This window comes from Pigmentibacter sp. JX0631 (genome assembly GCF_029873255.1).
Classification (GTDB): domain Bacteria; phylum Bdellovibrionota_B; class Oligoflexia; order Silvanigrellales; family Silvanigrellaceae; genus Silvanigrella.
Genome location: NZ_CP123622.1, coordinates 3,300,387 through 3,320,949 on the forward strand (window position 1 = coordinate 3,300,387; position 20,563 = coordinate 3,320,949).

A 20,563-nucleotide genomic window follows, 5' to 3' on the forward strand; every position below is an offset into this window, starting at 1 on the left:
AGTTTTAGTCATTATTGTGAAAAAATTGTATCATTACAGTATCTTGAATATTTTTGTGTTTCAAGAATGGAAAATTAATATTTTTTGTTTTTTTCAAGCTCAGATAGATTTCCTGTTATTTCAATAAAACTTTGCTTATTTTTATTTTTGCTCCTTTTAATTTTTTTTGTAATTGAATATTTTTAAAGTTATTTAAAAAAATATAATTTCTTTTTGTTTAATAAGAATGTATTAAAAAAATATTTTTATTTGTATTAAGAAATTTTAGAAATGAAACAGGAATAAAAATTTTTTCAAAATTAAATAAAATATAAAACATCTCAGTTTTCCAGTTCAACTTTTTTGTGCCCTACATATTTGTCAAATATTTTTCATTTGGTTAAATCTTTTCCCAATAGATCTTGAATATTCAATATGTCTTTGCCAGAATAAAACTTAGGTTACTTACTTAAATACTTTTTTTTAAAGGAAAATTGATTATGGATCCTCGCCCTGCTCGTATGCCATGGCTTTCTCCTTATCTTGCAGTAAGAAATCTAGAAAGAACGGCTGATTTTTATACAAAAGCGTTTGGTTTTAAAGTAAAAGGAATGAAGGACCAACATGGGAATATTAACCATATAAATGTTTTTCACAAGAATACAGTCATTTGTATGTTGCATCCAGAAAATGCGATGGGAAGTCCTGCAAGAGCGCCTGCATCTTTAAATATTACAGCTTCGCAATCGTTTTATGTTTTTGTTGATAATGTAGACAAAATATACGAAAAAGCAGTTGCTAGTGGTTGCAGAAGTACTGTTTCACCAGAAGATTTTTACTGGGGAGACAGAATGTGTACTGTAATTGATTTAGATGGATATTCATGGTCATTTGCTAAAGAAATAAAGAAGCCAAAAGCTAAAGCAAAAAAGAAAAAAGCGACGACAGCTAAGAAAAAGAAAACTTCTAGCAAAAAAAGCCCTGCAAAATCTACGAAGAAAAAAGTTACAAAGAAAAAAGTAACGAAGAGAAAAACAAAAAAGTAACTTAATTAAGAAAATTGTTTTTTTCTTAAGAATTGGTAACGTGATTCAAAAAGATTACTTAATTGAAATGGACTTAGTTTATTAAATTGTTTAAACCATTCTTGTGCATTAAATTGAGCAGGAAAGTTTGGGATGTTTTTAAAAGATTTTTTCTCAAAATGATATTTAAAGCCACCATGTGTAATTTCTTTTCCAGATTTTTGATCAAATGTTAGAACAACACAAGTAACTTCATTACAATCACAATCTGGATTTACGCAATATAAATCATCTAAAGCAAAAACTTGTTTTTCATGAAAACGCTCAATAGCGCCTGCGTATGGAAAAATTGCTTGGAAAGGAACTAATGATGCTTTCTTTTGTTTAGGTGGAATTTTTTCTTCCCAGTTTGAATCAGCTAAGTTTGGGATAAAACTGATAAAAGGCTGTTTCAAATGTGGATTAAGGTTCCCATGTGCTAATTTTTCAAAAGTGGATTTAAATTCTGCTTTTTCTTTTTCTGTTAACTTTACTATTTCACTATCAGAAACATTTATATTTCCATTGCCCTTAGCATCTAAGGTCGTTTGTAATGAGCGGCAATCGAGAATTTCAGTTAAATTAAGGTTAAAAATGTCAAATTTTAAAGTCAAACCAAGTATTTTTGCATTTTCGTTAGACTCATCTCCCTTTAAACTTGCTAAAAGCTTTGCTCTGAACTGATTTCTAAATGGGGTCAGTTTTACAACCAAAGTGCATTCTTTTGCTGCATTATAGGCATCATCTTTAGTTTCAACCTGTTTTTGAAGCATTAAGACAGATTCAACCGAAAAATATTGTTCATTCCAGTAAAGTCTATTCGCTTCGTTAGCCTCTAAATTTAATTGCATATAATATGGTTGTTGCATGCTGTGAGCTCCTAATTAACACAAAATCATGGATTAACAAAATTAAATCCTTTGAGCAAGTTGCCTTAACATAAAGCTCCGCATGGACATAGAACTATTCTGGAATTTTTCATATAAAAATTCAATCTGGTCTGTATCAGATTCTAAACCTATAATGTATAAAAGTGGGATGAAATGTTCTTCTGTTGGAACGGAAAGTTTAGCATTTTTGCCAAATATTCTTCTATATTTTATGATAGTATTATGGTCTTTATTTTCTAACGCACTTTTAATTTTTTCATCAAAAGAAGTTGCCCATTCAGGACTAGGTGCCGAAATGTCTTGAGAAAATGAGAAAAATGAATGGACGATGTTCCCACTGCCTATAAATAAAATTTTTTCATTTCTGAAAGGTCTTAAAATTTTTCCAATTTCATAATGCTGATTTAGTTTCAAATCTAAATTTTGGCTAATAAGAACTACAGGAATATCAGCTGATGGAAATAAATGAATTAAAATACTCCATGCGCCATGATCTATTCCTCTTTTTTCATCTAATATGGGAGCAAAATCTTTTAATTCATTTTTTAATCGCTCTGCTAAATCAGGATTTCCTGGTGGAGAGTAAACAACATTGGAAAGCTCACTAGGGAAGCCTGAAAAATCATAGATAGTTTTTAATTTATGTGAATGAGAAATAAATAAACCTTCAGTTCTCCAATGCGCAGAAAAACAAACAATAGAACTTATGTTATTTTTTAATGAATTTCCAATTTCATTTAATTTAATAGAAAAATCACTTTTTTCAATTGCATTCATAGGGCTTCCATGCGCTATAAATAAACAAGGAGTGTTTTCATTTTGCATTTTTTATCCTTTTAAGTAATTTTAAATAAAGAGATTTTATCAGAAATAAAGAAGAATAAACTTGCAATAATTTGACATATTAAATAATCACAGAATTGTATTATTTGTCATATCGAGGATCGTATGGATAAAAAAATTTATCTTCTAGGAATTATTTCTTTATTAAGTGCAGTAGAATTTAAAAGTTATTCGCAAAGTATATTTCAAAATCCTGATAAAAATAGAAGTTTACCGCCGGTTGATCTTGTTCCTGAAGCAAATAAAGGAGTAACAATAAAAGAACAACTTGGGAAAAAAATTGATTTAAATATAAAATTTATTGATCAAAATGGAAATCCTAGAACACTAAAAAATTTGACCGAGAAAGGCAAACCAATTTTATTAACTCTAAACTACTATAGATGCGTTAGTTTATGTAGCGTACAGCTATTAAATTTGGCAAAAACATTAAAGGAATTAAATTGGCCAGTAGGGAAAGACTTTACAGTTTTAACAGTAAGTTTTGATCCTAAAGATACTTATCATGATGCAAAAAAGAAACAAATTGAATATCTAGATAAATTAGGTCAAGATCATGCTGAATGGAATTTTTTTGTTGGCGATAGTAAAAGTATTGAGACGATTACTAAAGATGTAGGATTTTATTATAAGTTCATTCCTGAAAATAATGAGTATTCACATACTGCAGCAATTTTTTTTATAGCGCCAGATGGAACAATTACTCGTTACGTTTATGGAATTTCTTATAAAGTAAATGATGTGAAGTTTTCTTTAATGGATGCGTCGCAAGGAAAAATTGGCTCAACTACTGACAGATTTCTTTTATTTTGTTGTTACTATGATCCTAATGCAGGCGCATACACCGGGTTTGCTATGGGTTTTATGCGAGTTGTTGGAATTTGTATGATATCTTTTTTACTTATATTAATTTTTGTATATTATAGAAAAAGAAAGTATAATTTAATAAAAATGAATTATAAGGAATAATTATGTTTGAAATTAGAAAAAGTAAAGATAGAGGTTCTGCAAATTATGATTGGCTAAATACAAAATTTACTTTTTCTTTTAATGGTTATTATGATCCAAAATTCTTGGGTTTCCGTTCTTTAAAAGTAATAAATGAAGATTTTATTAAAGGTGCAGGAGGATTTCCTTTTCATGAGCATAAAAATATGGAAATTATTACATATTTAGTTAAGGGTATATTAGAACATAAAGATACTTTAGGAAATAGTGCCACTATATCTTCAGGTGAAGTGCAATTAATGAGTGCTGGTACAGGAATTAAACATAGTGAATTTAATCATTCAAAATCTGATGATGTGCATCTCCTCCAAATTTGGATAGAACCTAATGAGTTTGATCAAACTCCTTTTTATCAGCAAAAAAATTTTAGTAATACGAAAGATAAGTTTCTTTTACTGGCTTCACCTAATGGAGAAAGAAATTCTTTGATAGTAAAACAAGATGTAAAGTTATATCGTTCAATCCTTTTTAAAGAAGAAAATGTATCATATAAATTAAAGAAAGATAGGCATGCTTGGATTCAATTGATTTCTGGCGAATTGCTAATTAATGATACTGTAACTTTAAACATGGGTGATGGACTCGCTATAACAGAAGGTGATATTTTAAATTTTAAGGGAAATGAATTGGATAATCATTTTTTAATTTTTGATTTACAATAACTAGTTTATTTTCTTTAAAAAGTTAATACTATTTTTCCAATTGTTTTTCCTGTTTTTAACAGATCGTGCGATTGTTCTAATGTTTCTTCTGAAATAGTTCCTAAATCATTTGCAATTGTTGTTTTTATTGTCTTTGTATCTATAAGTTGTGATATTTTATTTAAAATATGGTGCTGCTTAATCATATCTTCAGTTTCATAAAGAGAGTGAGTGAACATTAATTCCCAAGAAAATGTTAATGATTTTCCTTTTAATTTCATCAAATCAAACTTATTTTCTGGATCATCAATTGCAACGATTTTTCCAAATGGTTTCATATTATCCGAAATTTGATCAAAATATTGTTCTGTTCCATTAATAAAAAAAGAATAATCAACTTCATTAATGCCTAGTGCTGTTAATTGCGGCAAAAAGTTTTTTGTGTGATCAATAGTAAAATCTGCTCCTAGTGATTTTACCCAGGCTATTGATTCAGATCTTGAAGCCGTTGCTATTACAATACAATTTGTCAGTTTCTTTAGAAGCTGAATGGCCATTGAACCGACACCACCAGCAGCACCAATTAATAAAATTTTCTTAGGTTTAGTGCTTTTATCTTCAGATATTTTTAATTGTTCAAATAATGCTTCAAAGGCAGTTAAAGAAGTTAAAGGAACAGCCGCAGCCTCCTTGAAAGAAAGACTTTGTGGCATATATCCAACAATTCTTTCATCAACAACATGATATTCAGCATTTGCACCTTGACGATTCAATGCTCCTGCATAAAAAACTTTATCGCCAACTTTAAAATTTTTAACATTCTTTCCAACATTTTCAACAACCCCAGCAACATCCCAGCCAATAATATTTTGTTCGGGCATATCTTTTTTCCAAAGTGCTATTTTGTAGTCAGCTGGATTAACAGAAATTGCTGCTACTTTTACAAGAATATCTTGGTCTTTTAAATCAGGCATTGGCAATTCTACTTTTGAAAATTGGATCTTTTCTGTTGAGGGATTATAGAAAGGTCTAAAAGCAAACATAGATTTCTCCTTAAAAATTTAATCTATTTTCATCTCTCTGAATGTAACACTTGTAATTTAGTTATCAATAAAGTAGTTTATTAACATATTGTTTATATTTTATTAACAATAGGAAAAATCTATGAAAATCAATAATTTAGATGAGATAAGAGCTTTTGTGCTCCTTTACCAAGAAAAAAGTTATACAAAAGTTGCTGCTAAATTAAAAATATCTAAGGCTGCTTTATCTAATAAAATAAAAACATTAGAGGAAAATATTCATTTTTCATTATTTCACCGCAGTACAAGAATTGTTACTGCAACTCAAGAAGCAGAAAATTTTTATTCCCATGCTTTAAAAATATTGGATTATGTAAAAGAGCTGGAGTTATCGTATTCAGATATAAAAAAAATGGAAGGTAAAATACACTTAACATGTTCAAACTCAATTGCAGTTAGTTTTTTAGGGAAAGTTATTCCTGAGTTTATGCAATTGTATAAAGATATAAGTATTGAACTAACAGTTACAGATAGTTATTTAGATTTACTTGAAAATAATATTGATCTGGCTATCCGAATAGGAAATTTACCTTCATCTTCATTGGTTGGAAAAAAAATGGGAACAAATAAATTAATTTTTGCATGTTCTCCTGAATACTTGTCAGTTAATTCTTTACCTACCAGTTTAGATGGGTTAAATAAACATAAAATAGCTTATTTAGATATTCATGAAAAATTACAATTTGTTAAATCTAAAATCAAATTAACTAGTTTAAAATGTAAACGTGATTTAAAAACGAATTATTCAAATGTAATTAATCAATATGGGGTAAATGGAGGTGGAATAATCGTGCGATCTTTTTGGGATATAAAAGATTATCTTTCACAAAGAAAACTAATTGAAATTAAATTTGATGATTTTTTAGAAGATTATGGAAATATTTGGCTACTAACGACAAATAGCCGGTATGAAAATTTAAGAATAAAAACTTTATTTCAATTTATATTAGAAAAGTGGAAATTTTACAATAATTAAGCTTTAAATTGTTCACGAAGCATAGTTTTATTAATTGAAAAATTATTTTCATTTAACATCGTTTGGATTTTTATAGGAAGACCCAGAAGATTAATAAATCCTTCAGCTTCACTTTGATTGTAGCATTCATCTTTTTCAAAAGTAGCAAAATTCTTATTAAATAAACTTTTATTAGATTCACAGCCTGCAAAAATGCAATGCCCTTTATATAATTTAAGTTTTATAATTCCTGACACATTCTGTTGTGTATAATCAAAAAAAGAATCTAATGCTTCTCTTATTGGTGTGAACCAAAAACCATCATATATAATTTTAGCATAATCCATTGATAGTTTGTGTTTCATTTGAATTAGCATTTTATCTAAACAAATACTTTCAAGCTTTTCATGAGCCGAGTACAGAATAGTTCCTCCAGGAGTTTCATAAACACCACGTGATTTCATTCCAATTAATCTATTTTCTATAAGATCTATCACACCTATCCCATGTTTACTTCCTAGTTTATTTAATTCTTCTAGAATTAGAATTGGGGATAAATTTATACCATTTAAAGCTACAGGAATTCCTTGATGAAATTCAATATCAATGAATTCAGGAAAATTTTCAGTTTCTTCTAATTTAGAACACATTTCATAAAAATTTGCATTATGTTCACTTTGTATTTCTTCCAGATCACCTCCCTCATGAGAAACATACCAGATATTTTTATCTATCGAATATGGCACTTCTTTTGTAGCAGTAATGGGAATTGATCTTTGTTTTGCAAATTCTATTGCTTCACTTCTTGAAGAAATAGCCCATTTTCTCCATGGAGCAATTATATTTATTTTTGAGTCAAAAGCTTTGATTGCAAGTTCAAACCTGACTTGGTCGTTGCCTTTACCTGTAGCTCCGTGACATATGGCAGTTCCATTTTCAAGTTTAGCAATTTCAACTAGTTTTTTTGCAATTAAGGGTCTTGAAATCGTTCCAAGCAAGTAATGGTTTTCATATTTAGCTCCTGATTTTACAAGTTTCCATAAATATTCAGTAATAAACTCATTTTGCACATCTAGAATATAAGCTTTTGAAGCTCCTGATGTTATCGCTTTTTGTTTTATTCCCTGTATTTCATCAAGACCTTGTCCTAAATTACATGTAACTGTAATTACTTCACAATTATAATTTTCTAACAACCAATGAATCATAATTGAGGTATCTAAACCTCCTGAATAACCAAGTATAATTTTTTGCTGCATTTTTATATCCCTTAAATTGAATAAATATTCAAAAAATGAATATTTATTCAATATGTGAGATTTTTAAAATTTGCAAGTGTGTTTTTCATTAAGTATAAAATTACTTAAAATAATAACAATCTGCCGGTGATGTGCTAGTTACAGGGCATAGTGTTAAAACATCATTTGATTTTGTATAGTTGTAATTACTTTTAAAGAGAACGGCATGGCAAATTGCCACCGATTTTGCACTTTTCAGAACTTTTGTTGCTGCAACTGGATCTTCAAAATAAAAGGTACGAAAGATATTAACAAAGTCTTCAACTGAAAGAATGCTTTTCGAGATGTTTTTTATACTTCCAGATCCTTGATTTCCTACAATATCTGCAGAAATTGCGCACACAGTTCTGTCATAACTTGTAACAGATGCAATAATGGCAAAGGTTTCGCTGTAATTAAAATCATTTTTTGAAAGATTTAATTCAATTACGCCCGTGTTAATTTTTTTTCCAGTATCTTTGTTAAATGAAGTATCCCAAATACTGAAAAGGTTTTTACCTTGATTCTCATCTTTATTCTCAGATTTCCCACAAGAAATTGTCAGAAAAGAAATAATAACAAAACAAATAAACTTAGAAATTTTATCTACCATAATTTAACCCAAACTTATTCTCAAAAACAAATAAAAATAAGTTAAAAATAAAGCAAAAATCTTTTAATAAAATAGCATATTATATTGTTTTTATCAATATATAAAAATTAAATTTATATTAATAAAATTAAATAGTTATTGATGGTTAAAAGTTCGGTTTTATACTTGATAGCTAAGTCTCAAGATAATTAAGATTTTTAGAGAAATGATTTAACATTTTGTTATTGTTAATAAAAATATATACATAGTAATTATTTTAATGCAAATAGGAATTAATATATAATAAAATATTCAAGTCAAAGTTATTATTTAAATTTTCTTTAAGAATAGTTTCTTTAACAGGAACAACTCGTAACATTAAACTAGGCTCATAGATAGCTTCATCTCTGAAAATATCTAATTCATAATAACCCCGAGCAAGATCTTTTTTATTTACTACTAAAGGTATCCAGGGAGAAAATTTATCTTTTGCTGCTTGCAAAAAATGGTAATCACTTCCAAAATTGTTAACACACATTTCTTGAAAATTTTGAATTTTTTGGTCAGCATTTAATTCTGTTACTTCTAAATATCGAATAATCCATGTATGATATCTTCCTAATCCTTTATGAATTTTATATTTTGTTTCTTTATAGACCCCAGATATAGGGATATAATTTTGTGATGAGTCTTTTAGCCATTTCCAATCTTTCTTACTATTTGCACAATAAATGTAGTAATTATTATGTGAGAAAGCTTTACTAAATATAAATAACGAATAAATAAAAATAAAAGTAGCAATTAGTTTTGGATGCATTTTATTCCTGCGTTTTTAAATTTTAATTTGCTTATTAACAATTATTTGCTAAATAAAATTCTAAAATATAAAATTAAACTTATTCTAAATTAAAATTGTTTTCAACTTTTTTAAAGAATTTTATTAAGGGAATTTAGAAATCTAGTAAAAATCAGGGATTTAAGGATTGTATTTCTGTCTCGCCAATTGTTATAGATGCCCCTGAACGGACAGCGGTTTTTTGTTTTTTCCGTAAATGAGGAGGAACATCACTTAAATCAACAGATACTAATTTAGAAACTCCTGGTTCACTCATGGATATACCATAAATTGTATCTAAAACTTCCATTGTTCTCCGGTTATGTGTAATGACAACGAACTGAAATTCATCACTTAAAGCTTCTAGAACAGCATTGAATCTACCAACGTTGGCTTCATCCAAAGGAGCATCGACTTCATCAAGGAAACAGAACGGTGCGGGTGTTGTTTTTAATAAACTAAAAATCAAAGAAATAGCAGTTAAAGCCTTTTCCCCACCACTAAACAAACTCATATTTTGCATTTTCTTTCCGGGAAGACGAACTAAAATTTCAACTCCTGTATTTAGTAAATCATCTTCTTTTAACATATGAAGCTCACCATAACCGTTAGGGAATAGTACTGGGAAGATTTTTTGGAACTCGACATTCACTTTATCAAAAATTTCTTTAAATCTATTTTTTGTATTTTCTTCAATTTCAGTAATGGACAAATAAAGTTCTTGCATTGATCTTTCAATATCTTCTTTTTGAGTAACAAGAAAATTTAACCTCTCAGAAACATCCTTAAATTCTTCTAATGCTCTTTCATTAACAGGTCCGAGATCAAGAATTGCTTGTTGAAGTTCTTTGATTCTACTTTCAAGAATATTTCTTGAATTTTGATCGCTATTCGTTTCTGAAGGTAGATCTTTTATTGACAAAGAAAATTTTTCATTTGCTTCACGAACAGCAGTGTCAATTATTGTTTCATATCTTGCTAATTCCAACATTTTTTCGTTAATAAATTTTTGTTTAGATGCTGCATTATCTTTTTGCGACTTTAATTTGCTTTCATAAACTCTCAGTTCTTCTGATATTTCACTTTCTTCTTGAACTAAATATTCCAACTTATCTTCTAAAATTTTTACTTGTTTTTGATAATTTACTATTTCAATATTAAGATTTTCAAATTCATCTTCTGCATCAGAAATAGCAGATTCTAATTCATCTATTTGACGAATAAAGGAATCAACTTTCTGCTGCATTCTTTTTAACTGATAAACCATTTCATCATAGTATTTTCGATTATTTGCTTGTCTCTCAGTAATAACTGCTCTTTCAGATTTTTTATTCTGCAATTGAGTAGTTATTTCATCTTTTATTTCTTTTTTTTCAGAAAACTCTAATTCAAAATCATTTAAATTTTGTTGCAATAATTTTAATTCATCATCAAGTCTATCTAATTGATTCTGATTTTTTGCAAATGATTCTTTTGCTTCTGAAATTTCTAAGTTTAATCGTTGTTTTTCCTCTGAAAATCTTGAAATATTTTCATCAATATGTCTTAACTGAAGATCAAAATTATCTAATTGACTAGATAACTTTAAAGATTCTACCTTTTCTTTTTCCAAAACACTCGCAAGTTCATTAAATTTAAATTCGATTTTTTTCTTACTTTCATTCAATGAATATAAAGTACCTTCTGCTGATGCAAGCTGTTCCTGAATTTTTTCTTTTAAAATTAATGATTCAGAGTGATCCCTTCTCCGTTGCAGAATTCCTTGTGAAGCTCCTTCTTTTATAATTCCACAAGAAAAGCCTTGCACTCCATTTGATATTGCTCCTCTTTCAGTAATGAAAATGAAATGTTGATTATTATTTGCAATTTTTTTAGCTTTTAATAAAAGCCATTCATCTTGGCATATGAATATTCTTTCAAAAATTCTTTTTGTTGCCGGTATTTTATAGTTTTCCAACCTATCACCAACACATCTAATACCATTAATGCTTAAAATATTTTGCTTATCATTTTCTTCACTTTGGCTTAAAGGTAAAATTAGATCTTTAACAAGTAAATTTACTTTTGAAATTGAGTACTCTTCTACTTTATCTATAATTTCTATTAAATCATCTGTGTTTTCAAGAATAGCTGATTGAAAAAGAAATGGCATATGGTTTTCTAAAATAGATTCGTCTTCCTTATGCAGAGAAACTGAATCAAATAAATATCCAGAAATTTTTGTACTTAGTTTTTCTTTAAGTGATAGTATTCCATCAGATAAACCGCTATCAGACTCAACTAAATCTTTTAAAATGTTTACTTTACTTGTCACTTCTAAATGATTTTGTTTTATTATTTCACGGTCTTTGTTTGCTTGATCATATTTTAATTTAACTTTTTCTAATTCCGTTTCTAATGAATTTCTATTTGAGACGACTTCATCTAACCCTAATGATAGTTTACTTAAATTTTCAGCAATTGTTTTTCTATCTGCCGCTATTTGACCCTTGGATTCTAAAGCAATTAAATGATTTTCTGTTACTTTTTGAATCTGACTATTATATTTACTAATAGTGTCAAGCAAACTTTCATTTCGAGCTCTTAAAGAATTTTTGCTTGATTCAATAGCGCGTATTTCTGATCGATACTCATCACCACGCATTCTCTCTACTTGAATTGTTTCGTCAATCTCTTCTAACTTTTCTTCTAAATTTTCTTTTTCAAGATCAATTTTTCGCAATTGCGTACTTAGTGCTTCTATTTCAAGCATTATTGAAGATTGTTTTGCTTCTTCTAATTTTAAATTATTCTGCTCGTCAATTAATTCTTTTTTTACTTTTTCTTTTTGTAAAATTCTTTCGTCATGCCTTTTTTTGTAATTTTCTCTTCTTTCTTCATACTTTGTCAATGCAATTTTTTGATCATCTAATGTGTTTTCAGTAGATTTTATTTGTTGAGTTAGTTCCAATTGATTTGATTTAAGATCATTAGCTGCAACTTCCCATTCACTAGCTTCGATAGTAGCTTGTTGTATTTCAGTCGATCTGCTATCAACTTCTTTTTTAACTTTATTAGCAATACTGCGATAAAAACCAATATGATTTTTAATAAGTTCAATTTCTTTGTCTTTTAATTCAGATGAAAGATTTAATTTAAGTGAAGCTTTTTCTACTTGTTCTGATAGAGATTCTTTTTGTCTAATTAATTCACCTTCAATTTCAGCTAAATTTTTCATTCTATCTTGAGTAGAAAGCAGCCTTTTTTCGGCTTCTTTTCTTCTCACTTTAAACATTGTAATTCCAGCAGTTTCCTCTAATATTTCTCTAAGATCTTCTGGTGATGCTTGAATTATTCTATCACGTTTATCTTGTTGGATTATAGCATAACTTTTAGAACCTAGACCTATGGAAAGTAAAAAATCAACTATATCTTTTAATCGACATGGCTCACGATTCATGAAATATTCTCGTTCACCACTTCGATTAATTCTTCTACCAATAGAAATTTCAGGTAAGTGCATATATTCAGCTGGACAATGCAATCCATCATTTGCAAAAATTAAGGTAACTTCTGCTAAACTTAATGGTTTTCGATCTTGCGAACCTGAAAATATAATATCAGTTGGATCATCAGCGCGTAAACTTTTAGCGGTTTGTTCTCCCATTACCCAACGCACAGCATCGATGATATTCGATTTACCAGAGCCATTTGGTCCAATAACACCTGTAATTCCATCATGATATTGAATGTTAACTCTATCAGCAAAACTTTTAAAGCCAGATATATGTATCGATTTTAGTTTCATATTATCCTTATAGATATTAATGATCTACAATAGTTAAATTTTTTGACTAAAAAAACAGCAAAAAAACACAAATCAGTCTATAAAATAGATAGATTCGCAACCTTTGATCAAGAAAGATCAGCTATTGATAATCTAAAATTCAAATTTTACAAACTAATTTCACTATCTCTAACTTACAACATCTGCCTTGATTTACAAATGTTTGAAATTTGGACTTATTTTTGATTTTGGAGAGGAAGAATAAAGAGTGGAATGAATGGATAGTCTAGTAATTTGTTTATTTATAAGACAATAATTTAATATACATTTGATATTATTTACTAAAATTTTAAAAAACACACTTGTAAATTTGCATCAACATCTATTTTAAGTGTAATAAATTTAAGTCTGATTATTAAAATGTTTCTAATAGGGAAGGGGAATCTTTCAATGGCAACTCTAGGAGTTAATATAGATCACGTCGCTACTCTGCGCCAACAAAGAGGCACAAAATATCCAGATCCTGTTGAGGCAGCTTTCATAGTCCAAAATGCAGGAGCTGATCAGCTTACTGTTCATTTGCGTGAAGATAGGAGGCATATCCAAGAGCGAGACATAAAACTATTGAAAGAGATCCTTCAAATTCCGCTAAACTTAGAAATTGGAAATACACATGAAATGATAGATTTCGCCTGTTTCATTAAACCTTTTATGGTAACATTAGTACCGGAAAAAAGGGAAGAAAAAACAACTGAAGGTGGTCTTAATTTAGAGGAATATTTTGATCAATTAAAAGAATCTATTAATTTGTTACAGATGAATTCCATTCCTGTTAGTTTATTTATTGAACCTAGTTTAAAAGATATTACTTTAACAAAAAATTTAGGTGCGAAAATGATTGAACTACACACAGGGAAGTACGCTGATAGTGAAGGACTTGAAGCTCAGAGAGAATATGAAAAAATTGTTGCAGCTACTGAATTTGCTTTAGAAAATAAAATTCAAGTTCATGCAGGACATGGGCTGAATTATCAAAATGCACAAAAAATTGCAAAAATTAAAGGTATTTCTGATTTAAATATTGGCCACAGTATTGTTTCCTATGCTTTATTTGTAGGTCTTGAAAAAGCTGTTCGAGAAATGAAGAAATTAATATCATAATATAAATAGGATCTTCTTAATTAAATAGGAATAAAAATGACTTTTATAAAAAGCCAAATATCGGTTGTTTCAGAAGATTATAAACAAAATTATAAACAAAATTTGTTGATATGTGAGCAATTGTCAGAGCTGCAAAATAAAATAAAAATGGGTGGTGGAGAAAAAGCAAGAGAACGACATCAAAGTCAAGAAAAAATGTTTGTTAGAGATAGAGTATCGACAATTTGTGATCCGGGCTCACCCTTTTTAGAAACTGGACTTCTAGCAGCCCATGAAGTCTACGAGGATTCTGTTCCTGGTGCAGGAGTGGTAACAGGAATAGGAAAAATCTCTGGCAAAATGTGTATGATTATAGCAAATGATGCAACAGTAAAAGGTGGAACATATTATCCTCTAACAGTAAAGAAACATCTCAGAGCACAAGAAATAGCATTAGAAAATAAATTACCATGTGTTTATTTAGTTGATAGTGGAGGAGCCTTTTTACCATTACAAGCTGAAGTTTTTCCAGACAAAGAACATTTTGGAAGAATATTTTATAATCAAGCATTAATGAGTTCGCAAGGGATACCACAAATTGCTGCTGTTATGGGATCGTGTACAGCAGGTGGAGCATATGTTCCTGCAATGAGCGATCAAACAATTATTGTAAATAAAACTGGAACAATTTTTCTTGGAGGACCTCCATTAGTTAAAGCTGCCACAGGAGAAGATGTAACAGCTGAATTTTTAGGTGGTGCAAAAGTTCATACAGAAATGAGTGGAGTAGCAGATCACTTTGCAGAAAATGATGAACACGCTATTTCGTTAATTAAAAATATTATTTCTCATTTAAATAATAAAAAACAAGCTAATATTTCATTAAAAACTGGAGAAGAACCTTTTTATGATCCAACTGAAATATTAGGAATATGGCCAAAAGATTTAAGGCGCCAAATAAATATTAAAGAAATTATTGCAAGAATTGTCGATGGCAGTCGTTTTTTTGAGTTTAAAGAAAAGTATGCCACAACAATAGTTACAGGTTTTGCGCATATTGAAGGAATTCCTTGTGGGATTATTGCAAATAATGGAGTATTATTCAGTGAAAGTGCTTTAAAAGTAACACACTTTATTGAATTGTGTACCAAGGATAAAATTCCGATAGTGTTTTTACAAAATATTACTGGCTTTATGGTAGGTTCCCAATATGAAAGATCTGGAATTGCAAAAGATGGAGCTAAAATGGTGCACGCAGTTGCAACAGCTAAAGTTCCAAAAATTACTTTTTTATTGGGTGGATCATACGGAGCTGGAAATTATGGAATGTGTGGCAGAGCCTATTCACCAAGATTTTTATGGACATGGCCAACAAGTCGAATTTCGGTAATGGGTGGAGAACAAGCCGCTCAAGTTATGGTAACAGTGAAAAGAGAACAACTTGCTCGAGAAAATAAAGCATTTTCATCAGAACAAGTTGAAGAAATTTCTCAACCTATTCGATCAAAATATGAAAAAGAAGGACACCCCTATTTTGCATCAGCTCGCTTATGGGATGATGGTGTCGTTGATTTACGTTTAACACGATCCGTTTTAGCTGCAAGTTTAGCTACCACATTAAATGCACCTATTGAAGATACTCAAACTGGCGTATTTAGAATGTAATTATTTAAATTATTTCTTTGGAGTTTGAATTATGTCAAAAAAAGAATTTATAAGAATTGCTAACGCCGGTGGATATTGGGGAGATGATCCTTATGCTTTACGTAGGCAAGTTTTTGGTGAATTAAAATTAGATTATATTTCAATAGATTTTCTTGCTGAAATTACAATGAGTATTTTGCAAAAACAAAGATCTAAAGATCCACAAGCTGGATATGCGAGAGATTTCATTGTAGCTTTAGAGCCTTTGTTAGAAGAATGTTTAAATAGGAAAATAAAAATTATTACGAATGCTGGAGGTGTGAATCCAAAAGCATGTGCTGAAGCACTTTTTACTTTAGCCCGAAAAAAGAATGTTAATTTAAAAGTTTCAGTAATTGATGGTGATGACATTTTAAGCGCAATTCCCAGTTTAAGAAAATCGGGAGTTGAGTTTAAAAACATGGAAACAGCAGAACTATTTAACAATTATGCTGATAAAGTTTTGTGTGCAAATGTTTACTTTGGAGCTTTACCAGTTGCTGAAGCCCTAAAAAGCGATCCAGATATTGTTCTTTGCGGAAGAGTAACCGATACTGGCATTACTTTAGGCGCTATGATGCATGAGTTTAAATGGAAAGTTTCAGATTATGATAAGCTCGCGCATGGCATTGTTGCTGGCCATATTATTGAATGTGGTGCTCAAGCTTCAGGAGGAAACTTTACAGATTGGCAGAAGGTTCCAAGTTTTATTGATATTGGATTTCCAATTGTTGAATGTTACGAAGATGGTTCCTTTTATGTAACTAAACATCCCAATACTGGTGGTTATATTAGTTGTCAAACAATCCGTGAACAACTTTTGTATGAAATGGGTTCTCCCCAAAGTTATATTACACCCGATGTTATAGCTGATTTTTCATCTATTCAAATTGCTACAAATTCTCCTGAAAGAGTTAAAGTAACAGGAATTAAAGGCAGAAAACCTACCGATTTGTTAAAGGTAAGTATTGCTTATGAAGAAGGTTATAAATGCTCCGGTTCAATAATTATTTCCGGTCCTGATGTAAGAGCAAAAGCAGAAATGTTTGCACGAGTATTTTGGCTAAGATTAGAAAGTGAATTAAAAAAAGCAGGTTTTCAATCAACAGTTGATTTTAAAAATACTGAATATGTTGGAGATGATAGTACACATAAAGGGATGTTAAAAAAGCATGATGCAATAGAAATTTTATTAAGACTAACTGTCAGAGATCACAATAAAGATAAATTAAATGTTTTCAGAAAATTGTTACCAAGTTTGATATTAAGTGGTCCAGCTGGAGTTGCTGTAACTGGAGGTGCTCCCACAATCTCTGATATTGTAAGTTATTGGCCAGCGTTAATTCCCCAAGAATGTGCATTGCCAAATATTAGGACCTTTGAACAAAAGAAAAATGATGAAAAATCAATTCAAATCCAAGAAGTTCTGCAACTGGAATGGCCTATTACAAAAGGTACAGCCGAAATAGAAAATCCTCCCCATGATCCTTGGAGCCCAAGTTTAGTTAGTATTATGGCAACTTCTCGTCCAATAAAAGTATGTTTAATGGAAATTGCGCATGCTAGAAGTGGTGATAAAGGTGATACCGTAAATATTGGATTAATAGGAAGAAGTCCTGAGTGTTATGTATGGTTAAGAGAAAATATAACAGCTGAAAAAGTGAATGATTGGTTTCATAGTTTATGTAAAGGAAACGTAACAAGATATTTAGTTCCCAATCTTTGGGCTCTAAATTTTTTACTAGAACAATCATTGGGTGGTGGCGGAACAAAAAGTTTACAAATCGATGCTCAGGGTAAAACTTTTAGTCAAGCTTTATTAAGATGTGAAGTCGATATTCCTGAATCCTTACTTGCAACTATTCAACCTGAAAACAGATCTTGTGCAGGTGAACTTGTAAGAAGGAATGCATAATGGAAGATATTTTTTATGCTGGAAATTCAATTAAAGTAATAAATGCCGAATTTGGTGTGAAAAAATTAATACTGAATAGACCTGATATTAGAAATGCTTTTAATGAAGAAATGATAAATGAAATAATTTATGTTCTAAAAGAATTAAAAGATATTAAAAATATTTATGAAATGCGTTTACTTACTATCGAAGGTACAGGAAAAGTATTTTGTGCTGGAGCTGACTTAAATTATATGCGATCTTTGGCGGACAAAAGTCATGAAGAAAATCTTTTAGATGCAAAAAATCTTGCAAAAATGTTTTATGAAATAGTAAATTTTCCTACACCAGTTATCAGTTTTGTACATGGCGCAGCTATTGGTGGAGGGTTTGGACTCGTTGCTTGCTCAGATTACGTCCTAACTACTGAAGAAACAGTTTTAGCTACATCAGAAGTCTTGCTTGGGATTGTCCCAGGAGTTATTAGTCCTTACATTATAAGAAAGATAGGTGTTGCCTTTGCTTCACCTATTCTACTCTCAGGAAAAAAACAATCAGCGGATGAATGTTTAAAAATTGGTTTAATTCATAAAGTAACAAAAAAAGAAAATATAGAAAACGAAAAACAGGAAATACTTCAGCATTTTCTTCAAGCAGCTCCTAGTGCAGCCAGAATTACCAAAGAATTAATCAAAAATAGTTATCCGTTACCTAATCAAGTACAAATTGATTTTACAATTGAAAAAATTGCTGTTGCTAGGTCTAGTTCTGAAGGAAAAGCAGGATTAACGGCTTTTTTTGAGAAAAAAAATCCTTCTTGGTGCGATGGGATGCAAAAATGAAAAAACTGGTTATTGCAAATAGAGGCGAAATTGCTAGAAGAATTTTTAGAGCAGCAAAGCAAAGAAATTATTCCGTGGCAGTCATTAGTACTGAAGAAGATTCTGATTCATTAGTTTGTAAAGAAGCTGACTGTATTCTTTTTGTATCAAGTTTTTTGAATGCAACTGAAATTGTAAATGCTGCTAAAAAATGGGGAGCAGATTTATTACACCCTGGCTATGGTTTTCTCTCTGAAAATTCTAAGTTTGCTGAACAAGTTGAACTTGCTGGAATTGCTTTTGTTGGACCGACTCCGCAAAATATGTATGCTATGGGAAGTAAAGAATCAGCAAAAAATATGGCAAAAAAATGTGGTGTCCCGACATTAAATGCTTTGTTGTCAGAAGATTTAAGTAAATTATCTCCATCTGAGTGGCAAAATGAATTAAAACACAGAAATATTTTTTCTCCATTTTTAGTTAAAGCAAGTGGAGGTGGTGGCGGTCGAGGCATGCGAATTGTTGATGATGTTCTCGAATTGCCAAATGCTATCAAAAGAGCTTCTGAAGAAGCAAAAGCAGCATTTAATGATGGAACAGTCTTTATAGAACGTTACCTAACTGCTCCGAGACATATTGAAATTCAAGTGTTTGGAGATGGAAAAGGTGGTGGCGTTTTTTTTGGTGAAAGAGAATGTTCTTTACAGAGAAGACATCAAAAAGTAATGGAAGAAGCGCCTTCTACCCATGTTAATAAAGAATTAAGAGAAAAAATGGGAAGAGCATCATTATCGTTAGTTAAGGAAACTAAATATCGTGGTGCAGGTACTTTAGAATTTTTATTAGATGAAAATTCTAATTTTTATTTTTTAGAGATGAATACTCGTTTGCAAGTTGAACATCCTGTGACAGAAAATGCTTATCAAATAGATCTCGTGCATGCACAATTCGATTTAGCAGAGGGTGTTTGGCCTGAGCAATTTCCTAATCCAAATGAATTTCATTTACTAGATCCAAAGCAAGTTTCAATTGAAGCGCGCATTTTAGCTGAAGATCCCAGAAATCAATTTTTACCAACTCCTGGTAGAATTAAACTCTATATTGAACCAGAATCTTCTGGAGTGAGAGTAGATTCTGGAATCATTGAAGGTGCTAGAATAAATTCAAATTATGATTCCATGATTTCTAAATTAATTGTTACTGCTCCAAATCGAGCTTTAGCAATAGAAAAAATGTCTGCTGCTTTAGAAAATTATGTTATCTTAGGCTGCACAACTAATTTACCTTTCCTCCAAAATATAGTTCGGCATCCCGATTTTTTGGTAGGGAATGAATCCACGCATTGGATAGCTAAAGAGCTAGATCTATTAAATCAAAAAATAATACCAAATTGTTTAATTGAACTCGTAACTTCAAAAAAATTTAGAGAATTATTAGTTAATATTTTAAACGGAGAAATCAAGCAATCAAAAATAAACAATGCATTTAGTAATCAGGCAAAATGCTTACCAAATTTAAAAGGTTTATCTGCCGAAAAAGAATTTAGTGATTTCAAAATTATAAGAGAACCTGAAAATAATAAATTTTATCTTCTTGGAAATTCTATTGATTCTTTGCTTTCTTCAATAAAAGAAGTTAAAAACTCCTATTCCTTCAATTTAAAAAAACTTATTTTTAATTCAAATTATACTAAACAAAATAGAATACCATTTTATGCAAAAAGACTTAATTCTGAAGTAATCCAAATTAATTTTTTTGGTGAATATTTAAATATAAAATGTCCTTTTTATGAACTTAGTATCGTTAATAAAAATCATACTGGTAGTGGCGAAATTTGTGCTCCTATGGCAGGTAAAGTAATTGAGGTTCTTATCAAAGAAGGACAACTGGTTGAAGCTGGTCAAGTTCTTTTTATTGTTGAGTCAATGAAGATGCAATTGGAAGTAAAGGCATCAGGAAATGGTAAAGTAACAAATGTTTTAGTTGAACAGGGGAAAATTTTATCAGGAACAGATATTATGGCTATGATAGCATTAGACTAACTATAAGCTGTTTCATTTTTGAATTTTCATTTATTATCATGAAAACATCAA

The 20,563-nt window shown here is 30.0% G+C and carries 16 protein-coding genes; 9 read left to right on the forward strand and 7 right to left on the reverse strand.

The genetic code is table 11. The features are described from left to right. The first annotated feature begins 479 nt into the window (after nucleotides 1–479). Entirely contained in the window at nucleotides 480–1,025 is a 546-nt protein-coding gene (locus QEJ31_RS14215) for a VOC family protein (protein WP_280591121.1), read from the forward strand. Nucleotides 1,026–1,030: 5 nt separating this feature from the next. Here the strand turns inward: QEJ31_RS14215 and QEJ31_RS14220 are convergent, their stop codons facing one another. Both QEJ31_RS14220 and QEJ31_RS14225 read right to left on the reverse strand, forming a co-directional pair. Continuing rightward, on the reverse strand, nucleotides 1,031–1,912 hold the full coding sequence (locus tag QEJ31_RS14220; protein WP_280591123.1) for a hypothetical protein: 882 nt from the start codon (nucleotides 1,910–1,912) through the stop codon (nucleotides 1,031–1,033). 42 nt (nucleotides 1,913–1,954) lie between these two features. Continuing rightward, entirely contained in the window at nucleotides 1,955–2,758 is an 804-nt protein-coding gene (locus QEJ31_RS14225) for a class III extradiol ring-cleavage dioxygenase (RefSeq protein WP_280591125.1), read from the reverse strand. 123 nt (nucleotides 2,759–2,881) lie between these two features. On the opposite strand from QEJ31_RS14225, the gene QEJ31_RS14230 reads away from it, so the two are divergent. Both QEJ31_RS14230 and QEJ31_RS14235 read left to right on the forward strand, forming a co-directional pair. Then, nucleotides 2,882–3,745 carry an SCO family protein gene (locus tag QEJ31_RS14230; protein ID WP_280591126.1) on the forward strand — a complete coding sequence of 288 codons (864 nt, stop codon included), beginning with the start codon at nucleotides 2,882–2,884 and terminating at the stop codon, nucleotides 3,743–3,745. A 2-nt stretch (nucleotides 3,746–3,747) separates the two neighbouring features. Continuing rightward, nucleotides 3,748–4,446: a pirin family protein gene (locus QEJ31_RS14235; protein WP_280591128.1), complete on the forward strand. Its 699-nt coding sequence runs from the start codon at nucleotides 3,748–3,750 to the stop codon at nucleotides 4,444–4,446. A gap of 14 nt (nucleotides 4,447–4,460) precedes the next feature. Here the strand turns inward: QEJ31_RS14235 and QEJ31_RS14240 are convergent, their stop codons facing one another. Next, nucleotides 4,461–5,468, reverse strand: a complete 1,008-nt coding sequence (locus QEJ31_RS14240) for a zinc-binding alcohol dehydrogenase family protein (protein ID WP_280591129.1) — start codon at nucleotides 5,466–5,468, stop codon at nucleotides 4,461–4,463. A gap of 121 nt (nucleotides 5,469–5,589) precedes the next feature. Here QEJ31_RS14240 and QEJ31_RS14245 point away from each other — a divergent pair, with 121 nt between their 5' ends. After that, a complete protein-coding gene (locus tag QEJ31_RS14245; protein ID WP_280591130.1) occupies nucleotides 5,590–6,483 on the forward strand; it encodes a LysR family transcriptional regulator in 894 nt (297 codons plus the stop codon). Here the strand turns inward: QEJ31_RS14245 and QEJ31_RS14250 are convergent. The 4 genes from QEJ31_RS14250 to smc all read right to left on the reverse strand — a co-directional run bounded on the left by QEJ31_RS14250 (nucleotide 6,480) and on the right by smc (nucleotide 12,953). After that, nucleotides 6,480–7,721, reverse strand: a complete 1,242-nt coding sequence (locus QEJ31_RS14250; RefSeq protein WP_280591131.1) for an argininosuccinate synthase — start codon at nucleotides 7,719–7,721, stop codon at nucleotides 6,480–6,482. The two genes, QEJ31_RS14245 and QEJ31_RS14250, sit on opposite strands and share 4 nt — an antisense overlap. 100 nt (nucleotides 7,722–7,821) lie before the next feature. Further along, complete coding sequence (locus QEJ31_RS14255) at nucleotides 7,822–8,352, reverse strand: hypothetical protein (RefSeq protein WP_280591132.1); 531 nt, start codon at nucleotides 8,350–8,352, stop codon at nucleotides 7,822–7,824. A gap of 256 nt (nucleotides 8,353–8,608) precedes the next feature. Continuing rightward, entirely contained in the window at nucleotides 8,609–9,148 is a 540-nt protein-coding gene (locus QEJ31_RS14260; protein WP_280591133.1) for a hypothetical protein, read from the reverse strand. Nucleotides 9,149–9,299: 151 nt separating this feature from the next. Next, complete coding sequence (gene smc / locus QEJ31_RS14265; RefSeq protein ID WP_280591134.1) at nucleotides 9,300–12,953, reverse strand: chromosome segregation protein SMC; 3,654 nt, start codon at nucleotides 12,951–12,953, stop codon at nucleotides 9,300–9,302. Nucleotides 12,954–13,382: 429 nt separating this feature from the next. Between smc and QEJ31_RS14270 the strand changes: the two genes are divergently transcribed. Genes QEJ31_RS14270 through QEJ31_RS14290 form a run of 5 tightly spaced genes read left to right on the forward strand, consistent with a single transcriptional unit; the run spans nucleotide 13,383 to nucleotide 20,512 of the window. Continuing rightward, on the forward strand, nucleotides 13,383–14,093 hold the full coding sequence (locus QEJ31_RS14270) for a pyridoxine 5'-phosphate synthase (protein ID WP_280591136.1): 711 nt from the start codon (nucleotides 13,383–13,385) through the stop codon (nucleotides 14,091–14,093). A 36-nt stretch (nucleotides 14,094–14,129) separates the two neighbouring features. After that, nucleotides 14,130–15,737 (forward strand): carboxyl transferase domain-containing protein, encoded by a 1,608-nt coding sequence (locus QEJ31_RS14275; RefSeq protein WP_280591138.1) that lies wholly within the window; start codon nucleotides 14,130–14,132, stop codon nucleotides 15,735–15,737. Nucleotides 15,738–15,768: 31 nt separating this feature from the next. Continuing rightward, nucleotides 15,769–17,670: a DUF1446 domain-containing protein gene (locus tag QEJ31_RS14280; RefSeq protein ID WP_280591140.1), complete on the forward strand. Its 1,902-nt coding sequence runs from the start codon at nucleotides 15,769–15,771 to the stop codon at nucleotides 17,668–17,670. Then, nucleotides 17,670–18,491: an enoyl-CoA hydratase-related protein gene (locus QEJ31_RS14285; RefSeq protein ID WP_280591142.1), complete on the forward strand. Its 822-nt coding sequence runs from the start codon at nucleotides 17,670–17,672 to the stop codon at nucleotides 18,489–18,491. The genes QEJ31_RS14280 and QEJ31_RS14285 overlap by 1 nt, the downstream gene beginning before the upstream one ends. Further along, nucleotides 18,488–20,512 carry a biotin carboxylase N-terminal domain-containing protein gene (locus tag QEJ31_RS14290; protein ID WP_280591144.1) on the forward strand — a complete coding sequence of 675 codons (2,025 nt, stop codon included), beginning with the start codon at nucleotides 18,488–18,490 and terminating at the stop codon, nucleotides 20,510–20,512. Before QEJ31_RS14285 ends, QEJ31_RS14290 begins: the two co-directional genes overlap by 4 nt. Nucleotides 20,513–20,563: the final 51 nt, after the last annotated feature.

Bases quoted from the DNA above. Each gene is read 5' to 3' on its own strand.
- QEJ31_RS14280 (WP_280591140.1), top strand. From the start codon at position 15,769: ATGTCAAAAAAAGAATTTATAAGAATTGCTAACGCCGGTGGATATTGG.
- QEJ31_RS14260 (WP_280591133.1), bottom strand. From the start codon at position 9,148: ATGCATCCAAAACTAATTGCTACTTTTATTTTTATTTATTCGTTATTT.
- QEJ31_RS14250 (WP_280591131.1), bottom strand. From the start codon at position 7,721: ATGCAGCAAAAAATTATACTTGGTTATTCAGGAGGTTTAGATACCTCA.
- QEJ31_RS14275 (WP_280591138.1), top strand. From the start codon at position 14,130: ATGACTTTTATAAAAAGCCAAATATCGGTTGTTTCAGAAGATTATAAA.
- QEJ31_RS14290 (WP_280591144.1), top strand. From the start codon at position 18,488: ATGAAAAAACTGGTTATTGCAAATAGAGGCGAAATTGCTAGAAGAATT.
- QEJ31_RS14235 (WP_280591128.1), top strand. From the start codon at position 3,748: ATGTTTGAAATTAGAAAAAGTAAAGATAGAGGTTCTGCAAATTATGAT.
- QEJ31_RS14240 (WP_280591129.1), bottom strand. From the start codon at position 5,468: ATGTTTGCTTTTAGACCTTTCTATAATCCCTCAACAGAAAAGATCCAA.
- QEJ31_RS14285 (WP_280591142.1), top strand. From the start codon at position 17,670: ATGGAAGATATTTTTTATGCTGGAAATTCAATTAAAGTAATAAATGCC.
- QEJ31_RS14245 (WP_280591130.1), top strand. From the start codon at position 5,590: ATGAAAATCAATAATTTAGATGAGATAAGAGCTTTTGTGCTCCTTTAC.
- QEJ31_RS14225 (WP_280591125.1), bottom strand. From the start codon at position 2,758: ATGCAAAATGAAAACACTCCTTGTTTATTTATAGCGCATGGAAGCCCT.
- QEJ31_RS14220 (WP_280591123.1), bottom strand. From the start codon at position 1,912: ATGCAACAACCATATTATATGCAATTAAATTTAGAGGCTAACGAAGCG.
- QEJ31_RS14215 (WP_280591121.1), top strand. From the start codon at position 480: ATGGATCCTCGCCCTGCTCGTATGCCATGGCTTTCTCCTTATCTTGCA.
- QEJ31_RS14230 (WP_280591126.1), top strand. From the start codon at position 2,882: ATGGATAAAAAAATTTATCTTCTAGGAATTATTTCTTTATTAAGTGCA.
- QEJ31_RS14270 (WP_280591136.1), top strand. From the start codon at position 13,383: ATGGCAACTCTAGGAGTTAATATAGATCACGTCGCTACTCTGCGCCAA.
- smc (WP_280591134.1), bottom strand. From the start codon at position 12,953: ATGAAACTAAAATCGATACATATATCTGGCTTTAAAAGTTTTGCTGAT.
- QEJ31_RS14255 (WP_280591132.1), bottom strand. From the start codon at position 8,352: ATGGTAGATAAAATTTCTAAGTTTATTTGTTTTGTTATTATTTCTTTT.